Origin of the sequence: Tritonibacter scottomollicae, assembly GCF_003003215.1 — a bacterium.
GTDB lineage: Bacteria > Pseudomonadota > Alphaproteobacteria > Rhodobacterales > Rhodobacteraceae > Epibacterium > Epibacterium scottomollicae.
In genome coordinates this window covers 138,842-154,117 of sequence record NZ_PVUF01000010.1, presented here as the reverse complement: position 1 = coordinate 154,117, position 15,276 = coordinate 138,842, and the positions used below count along the sequence as shown (strand labels likewise).

At 61.7% G+C, this 15,276-nt stretch carries 14 protein-coding genes; 8 read left to right on the top strand and 6 right to left on the bottom strand.

Translation table 11 applies throughout. The features are described from left to right. The first annotated feature begins 201 nt into the window (after window positions 1-201). The 6 genes from lptF to rsmA all read left to right on the top strand — a co-directional run bounded on the left by lptF (window position 202) and on the right by rsmA (window position 7,849). Window positions 202-1,335 carry an LPS export ABC transporter permease LptF gene (gene lptF / locus CLV89_RS15595; protein WP_106164582.1) on the top strand — a complete coding sequence of 378 codons (1,134 nt, stop codon included), beginning with the start codon at window positions 202-204 and terminating at the stop codon, window positions 1,333-1,335. Next, window positions 1,332-2,438: an LPS export ABC transporter permease LptG gene (gene lptG, locus CLV89_RS15590; protein ID WP_106164581.1), complete on the top strand. Its 1,107-nt coding sequence runs from the start codon at window positions 1,332-1,334 to the stop codon at window positions 2,436-2,438. Before lptF ends, lptG begins: the two co-directional genes overlap by 4 nt. Further along, window positions 2,422-4,620: an LPS-assembly protein LptD gene (locus CLV89_RS15585; RefSeq protein ID WP_106164580.1), complete on the top strand. Its 2,199-nt coding sequence runs from the start codon at window positions 2,422-2,424 to the stop codon at window positions 4,618-4,620. The genes lptG and CLV89_RS15585 overlap by 17 nt, the downstream gene beginning before the upstream one ends. Next, the gene (locus tag CLV89_RS15580; RefSeq protein ID WP_106164579.1) at window positions 4,605-5,882 is read left to right on the top strand and encodes a peptidylprolyl isomerase; all 1,278 of its coding nucleotides are present in this window, start codon (window positions 4,605-4,607) and stop codon (window positions 5,880-5,882) included. Before CLV89_RS15585 ends, CLV89_RS15580 begins: the two co-directional genes overlap by 16 nt. Next, window positions 5,879-6,859 (top strand): 4-hydroxythreonine-4-phosphate dehydrogenase PdxA, encoded by a 981-nt coding sequence (gene pdxA / locus CLV89_RS15575; RefSeq protein WP_106164578.1) that lies wholly within the window; start codon window positions 5,879-5,881, stop codon window positions 6,857-6,859. Before CLV89_RS15580 ends, pdxA begins: the two co-directional genes overlap by 4 nt. Window positions 6,860-7,003: 144 nt before the next feature. After that, window positions 7,004-7,849, top strand: coding sequence for a 16S rRNA (adenine(1518)-N(6)/adenine(1519)-N(6))-dimethyltransferase RsmA (gene rsmA, locus CLV89_RS15570; RefSeq protein WP_106164577.1), 846 nt, complete (start codon window positions 7,004-7,006; stop codon window positions 7,847-7,849). Window positions 7,850-7,952: 103 nt separating this feature from the next. Here rsmA and CLV89_RS15565 read toward each other — a convergent pair whose 3' ends face one another. The 3 genes from CLV89_RS15565 to prfA all read right to left on the bottom strand — a co-directional run bounded on the left by CLV89_RS15565 (window position 7,953) and on the right by prfA (window position 10,738). Then, complete coding sequence (locus CLV89_RS15565; protein WP_106164576.1) at window positions 7,953-8,621, bottom strand: DUF4167 domain-containing protein; 669 nt, start codon at window positions 8,619-8,621, stop codon at window positions 7,953-7,955. Window positions 8,622-8,852: 231 nt separating this feature from the next. Next, window positions 8,853-9,689, bottom strand: a complete 837-nt coding sequence (gene prmC / locus CLV89_RS15560; protein WP_106164575.1) for a peptide chain release factor N(5)-glutamine methyltransferase — start codon at window positions 9,687-9,689, stop codon at window positions 8,853-8,855. Then, window positions 9,686-10,738 carry a peptide chain release factor 1 gene (gene prfA, locus CLV89_RS15555; protein ID WP_106164574.1) on the bottom strand — a complete coding sequence of 351 codons (1,053 nt, stop codon included), beginning with the start codon at window positions 10,736-10,738 and terminating at the stop codon, window positions 9,686-9,688. Before prfA ends, prmC begins: the two co-directional genes overlap by 4 nt. A 72-nt stretch (window positions 10,739-10,810) precedes the next feature. Here prfA and CLV89_RS15550 point away from each other — a divergent pair, with 72 nt between their 5' ends. After that, entirely contained in the window at window positions 10,811-11,119 is a 309-nt protein-coding gene (locus tag CLV89_RS15550) for a hypothetical protein (protein ID WP_106164573.1), read from the top strand. 99 nt (window positions 11,120-11,218) lie between these two features. Here CLV89_RS15550 and speB (CLV89_RS15545) read toward each other — a convergent pair whose 3' ends face one another. The 3 genes from speB (CLV89_RS15545) to CLV89_RS15535 form a co-directional block, all read right to left on the bottom strand. Further along, a complete protein-coding gene (speB, locus tag CLV89_RS15545) occupies window positions 11,219-12,166 on the bottom strand; it encodes an agmatinase (protein ID WP_106164572.1) in 948 nt (315 codons plus the stop codon). Further along, window positions 12,163-13,128: an agmatinase gene (speB, locus tag CLV89_RS15540; protein ID WP_106164571.1), complete on the bottom strand. Its 966-nt coding sequence runs from the start codon at window positions 13,126-13,128 to the stop codon at window positions 12,163-12,165. The genes speB (CLV89_RS15545) and speB (CLV89_RS15540) overlap by 4 nt, the downstream gene beginning before the upstream one ends. A gap of 90 nt (window positions 13,129-13,218) precedes the next feature. Beyond that, window positions 13,219-14,382 carry a M20 aminoacylase family protein gene (locus CLV89_RS15535; protein ID WP_106164570.1) on the bottom strand — a complete coding sequence of 388 codons (1,164 nt, stop codon included), beginning with the start codon at window positions 14,380-14,382 and terminating at the stop codon, window positions 13,219-13,221. Window positions 14,383-14,445: 63 nt separating this feature from the next. Here CLV89_RS15535 and mazG point away from each other — a divergent pair, with 63 nt between their 5' ends. After that, entirely contained in the window at window positions 14,446-15,273 is an 828-nt protein-coding gene (gene mazG / locus CLV89_RS15530; protein ID WP_106164569.1) for a nucleoside triphosphate pyrophosphohydrolase, read from the top strand. Window positions 15,274-15,276: the final 3 nt, after the last annotated feature.

The following is a 15,276-nucleotide window of genomic DNA, read 5'->3' as shown; positions in this document are numbered from 1 at the left end:
TTCCTGCCGCCGCGCCAAACCCGCGCCGCAGCTTTCGCAATACAGGTAGCGGCTGCCCGGCGCGAATACCAGAGCAGCCGTCGGTTGAAGACGCCGCTTCGCCGATCTGACATCCTGCGGGGAAGATTGCAGTTTTCCCGACCGTTTAATTCCTCTAAGGTCCAAAAAATAATCCGAGCGCAAGATCTATGGGGGGATCGGGTGTCACGCTACGACAGATATGTGCTGTCGCAATACCTATTGTTCTTTGGCTTCTTTGCCTTAATTCTGGTGGCCGTATTCTGGATCAACCGGGCGGTAAGCCTGTTTGACTGGCTGATCGGTGACGGTCAAAGCGTTCTGGCGTTCCTTGAGATCTCCGCGCTGAGCCTGCCGAATCTGGTGCGAATGGTGCTGCCGCTGGCCGCATTTGCTGCCACGGTTTGGGTGACCAACAGGCTCAATTCAGAGAGCGAACTGACGGTATTGCGTGCAACAGGCTCCAGCCCTTGGCAATTGGCGCGTCCCGCCATGGCCTTTGGCGTGATCGGTGCGTTGATGATGTCCGCGCTCAGTCTTTTCCTGCTGCCGGCCTCCCTCGCCCAAATGGATTTGCGCGAGGCCGAGCTTGCGCGAAGTGTCAGCGCTAAACTCCTGAAACCCGGCAGCTTTCTTCATCCGACAGATGGTGTCACCTTCTTTATTGGCAGCATTGACGACCAGGGGACGCTCAACAATGTCTTCCTCAATGACCAACGCAGTTCGGATGTTGAAGTCACCTACACCAGTGACAAGGCCTATCTGGTGCGTGACGGTGACGAAGCGCATCTGATCCTTGTCGATGGGCTTGCCCAACGTCAGGAAATTGGCAGCGACCGCCTCTCGACCACTGCGTTTGCGGATTTTTCACAACCGCTTGGGGCCGTTTCGCCGGTTCCGGCCGACGCGCCGCGCCCGTTGCGCAATATTCCAACACTGGACCTGCTGCAGGACCGCGACGGGATCACTCAGGCGGATGGTCATGCCGCCGGAGCGCAGGCAGAGGAACTGCACCTGCGGTTCGCCCGCGCGACTGTGACCCTTGCTGTAGTGATGATTGCTGTGTCCGCCCTGATGCTCGGAGGGTTCAGCCGGTTTGGCATCTGGAAGCAGTTGCTGGGCGCCTTCTGTCTGCTGATTCTGATCGAGGGGCTGCGTGGCGTGGTCTCTGATCCGGTGCTCGACAATGCCGCCATGTGGCCGATTGTCTATCTGCCATCGGCGCTTGGGCTGCTGATCGCCGTGCTGTTTCTGCATCTGGCCAGTCGACCTCAGGCATTTTCGCGCCAGCGCTTTCGCCGGGAGACGGCCACATGATCCTCGACCTCTATTATGCCAAGCGCTTCCTACAGTGGTTCCTGGTCATCACCGCCGTGCTGATGAGCCTGGTGATGCTGATCGACCTCAGCGAACAATTTCGGCGCTTTGACGCTCAGGACCTCGGGTTTGGCCAACTGCTGGTGCTGACGTGGCTGAACGCCCCGGCCGCACTGAGCGAATTTCTCCCGCTGATCATGATCCTGACCACCATCGTGCTGTTTGTCGGCATGGCGCGCAGCAGCGAGCTGGTCGTGACACGCGCCATTGGCCGGTCCGGCATCCGGGCCCTGCTGCCGCCGGTTGTGGTGGCCCTGATCATTGGCGCTTTGGCGGTCAGCACCCTCAATCCAATCGTGGCCGCGACCGCCAACAGGTACAAGGCGCTGGCCGAGAGCTATCGCCAGCCGGGCGCAGCCGCTGCGGTGTCTCTCACCGGTGAAGGCCTCTGGCTGCGCCAAGGCGGGCAGAACGGCCAGTCGGTGATCCATGCGGGCAATTATCGCGGCGATGCGGACAAGCTGTTCCTCTATGACGTGTCAATTCTGACCTATGCCCCGGAGGGGGGCCCCACACGGCGCACGATCGCCAAAGAAGCCTGGCTTGACGGCGAAGATTGGGTTCTGCGCGACGCCAAGGTCTGGCAGCTGGTTGTTGGCGTAAATCCGGAACGCGGCGCAAGACAGTATGACGAGCTGCGCCTGCCGACAAATCTGACAAATGAACGGATCCGTGACACGCTCGGCTTTGCAGAGGGTATTTCGATCTATGATCTGCCCCATACCGTGACCGCACTGCAAGAGGCCGGGTTTTCGACAACCCGGTTGCGTGTCTGGCTGCAAGTCGAACTGGCCCGGCCGCTGTTTCTGGTGGCGATGGTGATGGTTGGCGCGGCGTTTACCATGCGCCATACACGCCTTGGCGGGACCGGCGTCGCCGTTTTGACCTCAGTTCTGCTTGGGTTTGCCCTTTACTTCGTCCATAACTTCGCACGAATCCTCGGCGAAAATGGACAAATTCCTGTTCTGCTGGCCGCCTGGGCGCCGCCGGTGGCTTCAATACTCCTGACGATGGGATTGCTCCTGCATGCCGAAGACGGTTAATTTCAAGAACTGGCGGCGAGGAGCGCTGCTGAGCACTGTGGTTCCCCTGTGGCTAAGCCTCTCGGCCATCAGCGCAGCCTCCCAGACGGCTGTGCCGCAAGGCGAAAGCGTTGACACACCGGCCATGTTGGTTGCGGACAGGGTTTTTGTATCGCCTGATCGCAAACTGGTGGCGGAAGGCAACGTCGAGGCCTTTCAGGGTGATGTGCGCCTGCAGGCCAGGCGCATCACCTATGACCGCCAAACAGGTCTGTTGAAGATGGAAGGCCCGATCCGCATCGACCAAAGCGGATCAATCACCGTACTTGCGACAGCGGCGGAATTGGACAGTGGATTGCGCAACGGCATTCTGCGCGGTGCCCGCATGGTCTTTGACCAACAGGTGCAACTCGCTGCCCTGCAGATGACGCGCGTCGAAGGACGCTACTCACAGCTGTACAAAACCGCTGTCACGTCCTGCGATGTGTGCAGCGATGGCAGTGCGCCGCTCTGGCAGATCCGGGCAGAGCGGATCACCCATGACCAGACGGAACGCCAGCTTTACTTTGAAGGCGCGCAATTGCTGATCAAGGACGTTCCGGTGTTCTATTTTCCGGCACTGCGTCTGCCCGACCCGACACTGGAACGTGCGGACGGATTTCTAACGCCTTCGCTGTTCAGCTCTTCCAACCTCGGCGTAGGTCTCAAACTGCCGTATTTCGTCACCATCGGTCCCGACAAGGATCTGACCATCACGCCTTATCTGGCTGGCAAGACGACAACCCTGGAACTGCGGTATCGGCAGGCCTTCCGCACAGGCAACATCGAGATTTCCGGCGCCTTCAGCCGCGATGACATTCAACCCGATGACGGGCGCGGTTTCCTGTCTGCAGCGGGCCGGTTCGATATCTGGCGTGACTTCAAGCTTGAATTCGACCTCAACACCGTCTCCGACGACGCCTATCTTGCCGACTATGATATTTCCGACACTGACCGTATACGCTCGGAACTGAGCATCAGCAGGGTGCGGCGCGATCAGCTCATTCAGGGGAATATCTACAACTACAAGACACTTCGAGACACAGAGAACCAGGATTTCATTCCCTCGACCATCCTGACCGGCACCTTCGAACACCGACTGTTTCCCAAGCATATCGGCGGTGAGCTTCGACTAAAGTTGAACGCCACTCAGTTCACCCGCAAATCCTCGCTTGATGCCACCGCGACGGATCCCAACGGCCGCGATGTGACGCGGGTGTCGGCGGACGTGATCTGGTTGCGCAGTTGGATTTTGCCTTATGGGGTCGAAACCAACTGGACCGTTGGTCTGGGGCTGGACAGCTTTGCGCTTTCAGACGATGGCGCATTTGACAATGACGCCACGCGCGTGACCCCCAAAACTGCGCTGACGTTCCGTCGGCCCATGACCCGGCAAACGGCCTCCGGCGCGGTTCAGGTTCTGGAGCCGATCCTTCAAGTCGGCTGGACCGACGTGAACGGCGACGACACCCCGAATGAAGCCAGCAATATTTCCGAATACGATCAGGGCAACCTGCTGGCGCTGTCCCGCTTTCCTGAGACGGACGCGCGCGAAGACGGCAAAACACTGATCTACGGGGTGAACTTTTCCCATTTCGACACGTCTGGTTGGTATGCCACCGGCACGATCGCGCAAATTCGCCGGGACGAGGCGCAGCCTGGCTTTACGCTCTCGTCTGGTCTCGATGGTCAGAACTCCAACCTTCTGGTCGCCGGGCAGATTGGCTTGCGCAATAATCTGACCCTGACCGCCCGAAGCATTTTTGATGAGGAATGGTCGGTGTCCAAGGCCGAATTCCGCGGCGACCTCAATCGCGATCGCGTGTCTCTTGCTGGCAGCTATCTCTGGCTGCAGGCTGATCCTGCCGAGAACAGAGCACAGGAGACCTCAGAGCTGTGGTTTGATGGATCTTACGCGCTGAACCAGACCTGGCGTGCCGGAGCGAACATGCGCTACGACATAACCGATGGCCGCGCCACACGCGCAGGTCTCGGCCTGAGCTACCGAAACGAATGTGTCACCCTCGACCTCTCGGTCAGCCGGCGCTATACCAGCACGACAAGTGTTGAGCCTTCGACCGATTTCGGATTTACACTATCGCTCAACGGGTTCTCCGTGAAGAGCGGCAACACAACGAGCAGGCGATCATGCAGCAAGACCTAAATTTCCGCCAGGCCTCCCTGGCCCTGATCAACTGGACCCGCAAGGCCGCCTGTGTCGGTGGACTGGCTCTGACTGTTCTGATCACCTCACCAGCATCTAATGCAGAAGCGCAGGGGTTGTTCTCTCCCGTCATCACCGTGAACGAGGATGTGATCACCGACTACGAACTGCAGCAACGCGCCCTTTTCCTGAATGTGCTGGGGTCCGTGCAGGGCGACCCGATGACCGTTGCGCGCAATGACCTGATCGAGGACCGGCTGAAGCGGCAGGTGATGTCCGAAGTTGGCCTCACCCTGAGCGAAGAGGAAATCACCGAAGGCATGCGCGAACTGGCGCAGCGCACCAATCTGACGCTGGAACAGTTCCTCCAGAGCCTGAAACAGGCCGGCGTCGATCCGGAAACCGTGCGCGACTTCACATCCGCCGGGATCGGCTGGCGCGAGTATGTGCGGGGGCGGTTCTCTGCACAGGCGCGCCCGACCGACACTGAAATTGACCGCGCCATGGGCAACTCGGGCTCAGGAAGCGTGCAGGTGCTTCTGTCGGAAGTCATCATGCCGATCAACGAGAATAACGCCGCGCAGGTTCAGGAACTCGCCATCCAGATTTCCGAGCTGAAGAACCCCGAGGCCTTTGCGGCCTCGGCAGCGCAATTCTCCGCCTCCGACAGTCGTGTAGACGGTGGGCGCTTGCCTTGGATGCCGCTCAGCCGTCTGCCCAGCCAACTGCAAGAAGTTGTGCTCAGCTTGGAGCCGGGCCAAATCACCCAGCCGCTGCCGATGCAGGGGGCCATCGCGATCTTTCGGATGCGCGGACTGCGCGAAGTTGACGGACGCAGCGCGAGCTTTGCGGCCATTGACTATGCGACCTACCGCATTCCCGGCGGTCGCAGCGCTGAGGCGCTCGCCCGCGCCGCCGAATTGCGTGACACGGTCGACACCTGCGATGATCTTTATGGTGTGAACAAGGACAAGGACCCTGCCCTGCTCTTCCGCGGCAGCCTGGCCCCGTCAGAAATCCCGCAGGATATCGCGCTGGAACTGTCCAAGATGGATCCAAACGAATCTTCGGCGGCGGTGACGCGTGACAACGGTCAGACCTTGTTGTTCACCATGCTGTGCGGCCGCACCAGCGACGTCGTTGCAGCGCAAGAAAACGCGCGTGCATCTGTGGCGAACGCTCTGGTTCAGCAACGCCTGAACAGCCTCGCCGAGAGCTTGATCGAGCAACTGAAAGCCAACGCCCGGATCGAAGGGCTATGAGCCAGACGCCGCAGGTGATTGCACTTTCCTGCGGCGAACCGGGTGGCATCGGCCCCGAGATTGCCGTTGCCGCCTGGCAGCGCCTGCGTCAGGACTGTCCGTTCGTCTGGATCGGCGATCCACGCCATTTGCCGAAAGGCACCCCGACGCAAGTCGTTCAGCACCCCGCCGAAGCCACAGAGATCTGTGCGAATGCCTTTCCGGTCATGCCCTTGCAGTTCGCCGGGGATAACACCCCCGGCACCGCAGATTCGCGCAATGCCGCAGGTGTAATCCAGTCCATCGAGACCGCGGTCGCCTTGGTCACCAGCGGACAAGCATCCGCCGTTTGCACCGCTCCGATCCACAAAAAAGCGCTGATCGACGGCGCCGAGTTCGCCTACCCCGGTCATACCGAATTCCTCGCGGCCCTGGCGGGAGTTGACCGCGTGGTGATGATGCTCGCCAGTCAGCAGCTGCGCGTTGTTCCCGCCACCATCCATATTGCCCTGTCAGAGGTGCCCACGGCGCTGACACCAACCCTGCTGCGTGAAGTGATTACCCTGACCGAACAGGGGCTGCGTCAACAGTTTGGCATCCCCGCTCCACGGATCGCACTCACCGGCCTCAACCCGCATGCGGGCGAAGGCGGGGCCATGGGCCACGAAGAGCTGGACTGGATCGCCGATCTGATCGGCGAGATGCGCACCGAGGGCCTCTCCCTGACCGGACCGCATCCGGCTGATACACTGTTCCACGCCGCTGCCCGCAAGACATATGATGCCGCCATCGCCATGTACCACGATCAGGCCCTGATCCCGATCAAGACACTGGACTTCGACAAGGGCGTGAATGTCACCCTCGGACTGCCGTTCATTCGCACGTCGCCGGACCATGGCACCGCATTTGATATCGCCGGTCAGGGACGCGCCAATCCCTCCAGCCTGATCGAGGCGCTGCGCCTTGCGCAGACCATGGCCGCCGCCCGCAACGCCTGACCGTTGGGCGCTGTCCTGACGACTGATATTCCGGCGACGCGCACGGTCATTTCAGCCTGAGTCCGGCCTTCGAGAGGACAGCATGATGTTTTGTCGCAAGAAGCCGCTTTCCAGTTGCCTGCGACCGCCTTATGAACATGCATCATGAGCGCCATCGACAATCTCCCCCCGCTGCGCGAGGTCATCGCGACCCACCAGCTCTCGGCCCGCAAATCGCTGGGTCAGAACTTTCTCCTCGACCTGAACCTGACCGCCAAGATCGCGCGGCAGGCAGGCGATCTGGCCGGCTGTGACGTCCTCGAGATCGGTCCCGGTCCGGGCGGCCTGACACGTGGACTTCTGAGCGAGGGCGCGCGTCGGGTGCTCGCCATTGAAAAGGACCAGCGCTGCCTGCCCGCGCTGGAGGAGATTGCCGCAGCCTACCCCGGTCAGTTGCAGGTCATCAACGGCGATGCGCTGGAAGTGGATCCGCTGGCGCATCTCACGCCGCCCATCCGGGTCGCGGCCAACCTGCCCTATAACGTCGGGACGGAGCTTCTGGTGCGCTGGCTGACACCAAAGGAATGGCCGCCGTTCTGGCAAAGCCTGACGTTGATGTTCCAGCGTGAGGTGGCCGAACGCATCGTGGCAAAACCGGGTTCAAAAGCATATGGGCGGCTTGCGCTGCTTGCGCAGTGGCGCGCAGAGGCGCGTATCGCTGTGTCTCTGCCGCCAGAGGCCTTCACCCCGCCGCCCAAAGTCTCCAGCGCCGTGGTGCATCTGACTGCCCTGCCGGAGCCGCGCTTTCCCGCCGATGCCGCCATCCTCAGCCGCGTTGTGGCTGCCGCATTCAACCAGCGCCGCAAGATGTTGCGCGCCTCACTCAAGGGCATATCGCCCCAGATCGAGGATCACCTGAATGCGGCTGGCATCCCCCCCACCGAACGGGCGGAACAAGTCAGCCTGGAAGGGTTCTGCGCCCTCGCCCGCAGCCTCGCACAAAGCAGCTGAGCAAGACGCGCCCAACCGCGCGCGCCCCTCAAGTATACAGACAAAAGAGCCCCCGGTTGCAATTGCGACCGGGGGCTCTTTCAATTCTCAGTTACAAACGCGCTTATTCAGCGGCTTCCTGCGATTCATCTGACTTGGGTTTGGGCTTTGCACGGCTGCGCTTTGGCTTTGGCTTGGCCTCTGCGTCCGCCTGCGGCTGGGCATCCCCACCTGCATCAGCTGCTTTGGGCGCAGCTGGTTTGCGGCTTCGGGGCTTGCGCGCCGGTGGTTTTTTTGCGGCAGGGGTGCCATCCGCGTCGGATGTCGCACCTTCCGGCGTCTCCACCAAACCGCTGTCGCCCTGTGCAGGCTGAACTGCAGCGTCGCGCGGATCCTGGATATCGGGCTGCGGCCCTTCACCAGACGTCTCGGCGGCGTCGGCAGCTTCGCGTTCCTGGCGCTCCAGACGCTCCGCCCGCTCACGATCCCGCTCAGCTTGACGCTCGCGGTTCTGGCGCTCCTGCTCCTCGCGCTTGGCATCGATTTCGCGCTGCGCCTCATTCAGCATACGCAGATAGTGCTCTGCGTGCTGCTGAAAATTCTCGGTCGCAACACGATCGTTGCCCAGCTGCGCATCACGGGCAAGCTGGTTGTATTTGTCGATTATTTGTTGCGGCGTTCCGCGAACCTTACCTTCGGGTCCATTGCTGTCGAACACGCGGTTCACAACACTTGCACCATTCGGGCGGTTCCGGTTCGACTTTGAACGCGAACGTGATTTGGACGATCTCATATGCCTAACGTCAGCCTTGATTCTAATTGTCGAAGACCTCGTATCGCGCGTTCTGCGCAAGGGCCTGCGAACTTTTTTGGGCTTGGCGTCGCCGAGAGGCCTACTTGGGTCCTCTTGCAACAGCGACACTTTGAGTAACCACTTTCCGACATGACAAACAAGGGGTCTGAGGCGGAAATTTTACTCTTTTTGCTCTCAACACTCAAAATATGGCGTATTTCGCCGCAAATGTCACGACTTTCTGCCCAGTACGACGCGATCTCGTCCGTCGAGATCCTGCAGGACAACAACATCGATCAGGCCGGCGGCGCGCATCATTTCAGCCACATCGGCCGCCTGGGTTGGGCCGATTTCCACCATCACCCGCCCTGTTCGAGCAAGATGCGGCATCACACCAGCACAAATGCTGCGATAGGCGCTCAATCCATCAGCGCCATCGGTCAACGCCATCTGTGGTTCATGGTCCCGCACCTCTGTCGCCAAGCCGTCCATTTCTTCCAGTGCGATGTAAGGCGGGTTGGAGACGATCAGGTCGAATTGCCCATCCACCTTGGCAAACCAATCAGAACAGCGAATATCCGCCCGCCCCTCCACCCGGTGCAGCACCGCATTGGCGCTGGCCTGCAGACAGGCTGCCTCGCTCAGGTCCACGCCAAGGCCGATGGCGCCCTGCTGTTCTGCCAGCAGCGTCACCAGGATGCAGCCCGAGCCAATCCCAAGGTCAAGTACCCGCTCGAACGGTTCAGCCAGCGCCGCCTCGATCAGCGTTTCGGTCTCCGGACGCGGGTCCAGCACATCCGCCGAAACCTTGAAGCGGCGCCCGTAGAAATCCCGCTCACCGATCAGATGCGAAACAGGCACCCGGATCGCGCGCAGGGAAATCAGCTGGTCGTAGCGCTCGGCAATCTCATGCGACAACTCCTCCGGGGCGATCAGCGTCACCCGCGCCGCCTCGATCCGCGCTGCATGGGCCAATAGCACCCGCGCATCCCGCGCCGGATCATCCACCCCGGCGGCCCGCAGACGTGCGGTGGCGGCGACCATGGCCTGTGCGGCGGTGGTGCTCATTGGCCCATCTCCGCCAGGAGCTTGGCCTGATGTTCAGAAATCAGCGCATCGATGGTCTCATCCAGATCGCCGCCCATGATCTGCTCCAGCTTGTAGAGCGTCAGGTTGATACGGTGATCCGACATGCGACCTTGCGGGAAGTTATAGGTGCGGATGCGCTCGGAGCGATCCCCCGACCCCACCTGACTGGCCCGATCTGCCGAGCGTTCGCTGTCGATGCGCTGGCGCTCCAGATCAAACAGCCGCGTCTTCAGCACCTGCATGGCGATCTCACGGTTGCGGTGCTGGGATTTCTCCGAGCTGGTTACGACCAGCCCCGTCGGCACATGGGTGATCCGCACGGCAGAGTCGGTGGTATTCACATGCTGCCCACCGGCGCCCGAGGCGCGCATGGTGTCGATGCGCAGATCATTAGTGTCGATCTTGATGTCCACATCCTCGGCCTCTGGCAGCACTGCGACCGTGGCGGCAGAGGTATGAATGCGCCCGCCGCTCTCCGTCACCGGCACCCGCTGCACGCGGTGCACGCCACTCTCATACTTCAGCCGCGCAAAAACGCCGGTGCCGTTGATCCGCGCCACCAGCTCCTTGAGACCGCCCAGCTCCGAGACCTGCTCTTCGATCACCTCGACCTTCCAGCCCTGCGCCTCGGCATAGCGGCTGTACATCCGGTAGAGGTCGCCGGCAAACAGCGCCGCCTCGTCGCCACCGGTGCCCGGGCGGATCTCGATGATCGCGGCCCTTGTATCGGCCTCGTCCTTGGGTAGCAGAGCCAGCTGCAGGTCGTGTTCCGCCTCCGGCAGGGCCGCCTTCAACGCGGGGATCTCCTCCTCGGCCAGCGCCTTCATATCCGGGTCGGCCAGCATCTCCTGGGCGTCGGCGAGGTCGCCCAGAAGCTGGCGATAGGCGCTGATCTGCTCCGCCACTGGACGCAAATCAGAGTACTCCTTGGCCAGCTTGGCGATATCGCCCCCGGCCCCATCGGCCATTGCGGCCTCAAGGTACTGGTAGCGTTGCAGGATCTGTTCCAGCCGGTCTTCGGGGATCATCTTTGCTCGGGTCTCGCTGTTGGATGCGCCTCTTGTTTTGGCGCGGGGCTTCACATGTGATAGGCTAGAGCCATGAAACATGCCAGTGGTCTTGTCCGGTTCGCACGTCTCGCAGCACTTGCGGGGCCGGGGCTTTGGGGCAGTGCTGCAGGTGCCGATGTCACCGGGCCGGGCGGCAAGACCATCGATTGCTATTGCACCGACAAGCAGGGCGGCCGCATCGAGCTGGGTGAAACCATCTGCCTGCAGGTCGACGGGCGAATGTTCATGGCGCAGTGCCAGATGTCGCTCAATGTGCCGATGTGGCGCGAGGTCGAAGACGGCTGCCTCTCTGCCGCCAACAGCCACACGCCCCTCCCGGCAGAGCTGCCGCGTCTCTAGCGCGGGGATCGCAGGGCGCAGCCCGGCGCCCGGCCCAACGCGAACGGATCTGCCGCGCTGATCCGGCGACGGGCGGGAGAGCCCCCGCCCATCCCGCGATTACTCCGACGCGCGTCCCGGCAGGATGCACAGCAGCTCATAGATCAGATTTGCCGCCACCAGAGCGGTATTGCCCGACGGATCATAAGGCGGCGAGACCTCCACCAGGTCACAACCGACCACATTCAGTCCCTTGAAGGCCCGGATCAGCTCCAACGCCTGCATGCTGGTCAGCCCGCCGATCTCCGGCGTGCCGGTGCCGGGGGCAAAGGCCGGGTCAAGACTGTCGATGTCATAGGTGATATAGACCGGACGCGCCCCGATATCACGGCGGATCTCCGCCCCCATATTGTGTAGCGAGCGGTTCCACAGCTCCGAGGCCGGGAAATGCTGAAAGCCCCAGCCCTGCGGCTCCTTGAAATCATCCGGCCCGTAGCCGGTGCCGCGCAGGCCGATCTGATAGACCTTGTCGGCCTCCAGAAGCCCTTCCTCATAGGCCCGGCGAAACACCGTGCCATGGGTTTCCTTCTCGCCGAACATCTCATCATTAACGTCCGCATGCGCATCCACATGGATCACCGAAACCGGCCCGTGCTTGCGGGCGATCGCGCGCAGGATCGGCAGGGTGATCGAGTGATCGCCGCCCATCGCCACCGGCATCACCCCGGCACTCAGGATGGCATCATAGCTGTCCTCGATGATGCGCAGGCTCTCCGGCAGGTTGAAGGTGTTGATCGCCAGATCGCCGATATCAGCGATGTTGAGGTGATCGAACGGCGCAGCACCCGTGGTCATGTTGTAGGGGCGGATCATGGCGCTCTCGGCGCGGATCTGCTTGGGACCAAACCGGGTGCCCGACCGCCAGGAGGTGCCGATATCCATCGGAACGCCCAGCACCGCCACGTCCAGCCCCTCAAGCGAGGTCGCCTGCGGCAGCCGCATATAGGTGCCCGGACCGGAAAACCGCGCCAGATCGTTGCCGCTGATGGGTTGATTGAACTCGCTCATCGCTCTGTCATCCTCCAGCCCAGAAGGCAGATAATACTCATGGCCACATGGGCGCCCGCGATCGCGGTGGCGCCGGTGGTGTCGAACGGCGGCGAAACCTCGACGATATCGCCGCCCACAATGTTGATGCCGCGCAGGCCCTTCAGGATCGCCTCCGCCTGCGCCGTGGTCAGACCGCCCCAGACCGGCGTGCCGGTGCCCGGCGCATAGGCCGGATCAAGGCAGTCGATGTCAAAGGTCAGATAGACCGGCCGATCCCCCAACACCTCGCGGATACGACGCACGGTCTCGACCGGGCCGATTTCATGCACGGTGGGCGCGTCGATGGTCGGCACGCCGAGATTGTCCTCATTGGTGGTGCGAATGCCCACCTGCACCGAGGTCACGGGATCAATGATGCCGGATTTCACCGCCTTGTAGAACATGGTGCCATGATCGACGCGGCTGAAATCATCATCGGCCCAGGTGTCGCTGTGGGCATCGAAATGCAACAGCGAGATCGGACCGTATTTCTCGGCATAGGCCTTGAGGATCGGAAAGCTGACGTAGTGGTCGCCGCCAATCGCCACCGAAGCCGTGTCGGTCGCCAGAATGCCCCGGATATGATCGGTCAGCCTGTCGGGAAACGCCGGCACATCGGCATAGTCAAAGGCCAAGTCGCCATAATCCACGATCGCCAGCTCGCTTGCCGGGCAGATGTCCCAGCCATAAGGCGCATCCGGGCTTTGTAGCGCCGAGGCCTCGCGCACCGCGCGCGGGCCCAGCCGGGTGCCGGGCCGGTTGGTCACCGCCTGATCGAAGGGGATGCCGGTAACGGCGATATCCGCGTGGCTTAGATCCTTGGTGTAGCGGCGTCGCAAAAAGGACGTCGCCCCGCCAAAAGTGTTCTCAAAGCTCAGGCCCTTCAGGTCCTCGCGGGTGAAGGCCTGATCGACCTGTGTCTTCGCGTCTTCCAACGCCATGTCGGACTGCTCCCTCTTCTCGGGTTATGGCCCACGTCCTAGCGAATGCGGGCGGGCTTGTCATCCGAAAGCCCGCGCCGCGCCGCCACTTCACGCCAGCGGCTGTGCTTTCTCCACCAGACGGGCAAAGAACGACGCCCCGATCGGGGCCACCTCGTCGTTGAAGTCATACTCTGGATGATGCAGCCCGGCAGTGTCACCCTGCCCGATGAACAGATAGGCGCCGGGGCGCGCCTGCAGCATGTAGGAGAAATCCTCCGCCCCCATTTCCCGGTCAGCCTCGCCCTCGACATTGGCCGCACCGGCAATCTCGCGCGCCACTTCGGTGGCAAACCCGGCCTTCCCGGCGTCATTGATGGTCGCGGGATAGCCGACCTCATAGTCCAGCTCCGCCTCCACGCCATAGGCCACGGCGCAGCCCTTCACGATTTCCTCGAACCGCGCCATCACCATCTTCTGAACCTCTGGATTGAAGGTGCGGATGGTGCCGTTCACATAGGCGGTTTCCGGGATCACATTGTCGACGGTGCCGGTGTGGATCTGGGTGACCGAGATCACCAGATCCTCGGTCGCGTGGTGGTTGCGGCTGACGATGGTCTGGATCGCCTGCGCCATGCCGCAGGCCGCCATCACCGGATCGCGGGTCTCATGCGGCATCGCACCATGGCCGCCGCGCCCCTTGATGTTGATGGTGAAGGTATCCACCGCCGCCATCAGCGCCCCCGGCGTGGTCAGGAAATGCCCCACCGGCAGGCCGGGCGAATTATGCAACGCATAGACCTCAGCGATGTCAAAGCGCTCCATCACGCCTTCCTCGACCATGATCTGCGCGCCACCAATGATCTCTTCGGCGGGCTGGAACAGGAGCGCCACGCGCCCCTTGAAGTTGCGCGTCTCCGCAAGGTACTTCGCGGCCCCCAGCAGCATGGTGGTATGGCCATCGTGGCCGCAGGCATGCATCTTGCCGGGCACGGTGGACTTGTACTCCAGATCGCGCACTTCGGTGATCGGTAGTGCGTCCATATCAGCGCGCAAGCCGATGGTCGGCCCCTCGCCCTGCCCGTTGATGATCGCGACAATGCCGTTCTGCGCGATGCCGGAATGGATCTCGTCGACACCAAATGTCTCAAGCATCTCAGCCACATATGCGGCGGTCTTCACGGTATCCAACCCCAGTTCGGGGATCTGGTGAAGATGACGGCGCCACGTCTTCATCTCTTCGCTGTAATCGGCAATGCGGTTCACGACCGGCATGGGGTGGACTCCTGTAAGATAGTCGGGATGATGCAGCTGAACACCAAATAGCGGGCAGGTGCAATGAGCGACGACAAGCTGATCCACGATGAGAGCGCCGGTATCGAACGACTTCTGGAAATCATGCGCCGCCTGCGTGACCCGGAAAGCGGCTGCCCTTGGGATATCGAGCAGAGCTTTGCCAGTATCGCGCCGTACACCATCGAAGAAGCCTATGAGGTCGCCGATGCCATCGAGCGCAAAAAATGGGATGAGCTTAAAGGCGAGCTGGGCGATCTGCTGTTCCAGTCCGTGTTTCACGCACAGATGGCGGATGAGGCGGGATATTTCAATTTTCAGGATGTGGTCACCACCATGTCCAACAAGATGGTCTCGCGCCACCCGCATGTGTTTGGCGATGAGAGCCGTGAAAAATCCGCCGATCAACAGACCCAGGACTGGGAGACGATCAAGGCCGCCGAACGCGCCGCCAAGGCAGAGACCGGCGCGCTGGATGGCGTGGCGGTGGGCCTGCCCGCCCTGCTGCGCGCCTACAAATTGCAGAAACGCGCCGCGCGGGTGGGGTTTGACTGGCCGTCGGCACAGAATGTGCTGGCCAAGATCGCCGAGGAATCCGCCGAGCTGGTAGAGGCCCGCGAGGAGCTGACCCAAGACGAGGTAGAAGAGGAGTTTGGCGATCTGTTGTTTGTGATGGCCAATCTTGGCCGCCACCTCGGAGTTGAACCCGAAGCCGCCTTGCGTCGCACCAATGCCAAATTCACCCGTCGTTTCAAGGGGGTGGAGGCAGGACTTGCCGCTCGCGGAAAGCGCGCCGAGGACAGTGACCTCGATGAGATGGATGCGCTCTGGAACGAGGTGAAGGCTGAGGAAAAGGCCGGAAGGAAGACTTGACCG

Bases quoted from the DNA above. Each gene is read 5' to 3' on its own strand.
- CLV89_RS15585 (WP_106164580.1), top strand. From the start codon at position 2,422: ATGCCGAAGACGGTTAATTTCAAGAACTGGCGGCGAGGAGCGCTGCTG.
- speB (WP_106164571.1), bottom strand. From the start codon at position 13,128: ATGGCGTTGGAAGACGCGAAGACACAGGTCGATCAGGCCTTCACCCGC.
- prmC (WP_106164575.1), bottom strand. From the start codon at position 9,689: ATGAGCACCACCGCCGCACAGGCCATGGTCGCCGCCACCGCACGTCTG.
- mazG (WP_106164569.1), top strand. From the start codon at position 14,446: ATGAGCGACGACAAGCTGATCCACGATGAGAGCGCCGGTATCGAACGA.
- CLV89_RS15550 (WP_106164573.1), top strand. From the start codon at position 10,811: ATGAAACATGCCAGTGGTCTTGTCCGGTTCGCACGTCTCGCAGCACTT.
- CLV89_RS15580 (WP_106164579.1), top strand. From the start codon at position 4,605: ATGCAGCAAGACCTAAATTTCCGCCAGGCCTCCCTGGCCCTGATCAAC.
- prfA (WP_106164574.1), bottom strand. From the start codon at position 10,738: ATGATCCCCGAAGACCGGCTGGAACAGATCCTGCAACGCTACCAGTAC.
- speB (WP_106164572.1), bottom strand. From the start codon at position 12,166: ATGAGCGAGTTCAATCAACCCATCAGCGGCAACGATCTGGCGCGGTTT.
- CLV89_RS15565 (WP_106164576.1), bottom strand. From the start codon at position 8,621: ATGAGATCGTCCAAATCACGTTCGCGTTCAAAGTCGAACCGGAACCGC.
- CLV89_RS15535 (WP_106164570.1), bottom strand. From the start codon at position 14,382: ATGCCGGTCGTGAACCGCATTGCCGATTACAGCGAAGAGATGAAGACG.
- lptG (WP_106164581.1), top strand. From the start codon at position 1,332: ATGATCCTCGACCTCTATTATGCCAAGCGCTTCCTACAGTGGTTCCTG.
- rsmA (WP_106164577.1), top strand. From the start codon at position 7,004: ATGAGCGCCATCGACAATCTCCCCCCGCTGCGCGAGGTCATCGCGACC.
- pdxA (WP_106164578.1), top strand. From the start codon at position 5,879: ATGAGCCAGACGCCGCAGGTGATTGCACTTTCCTGCGGCGAACCGGGT.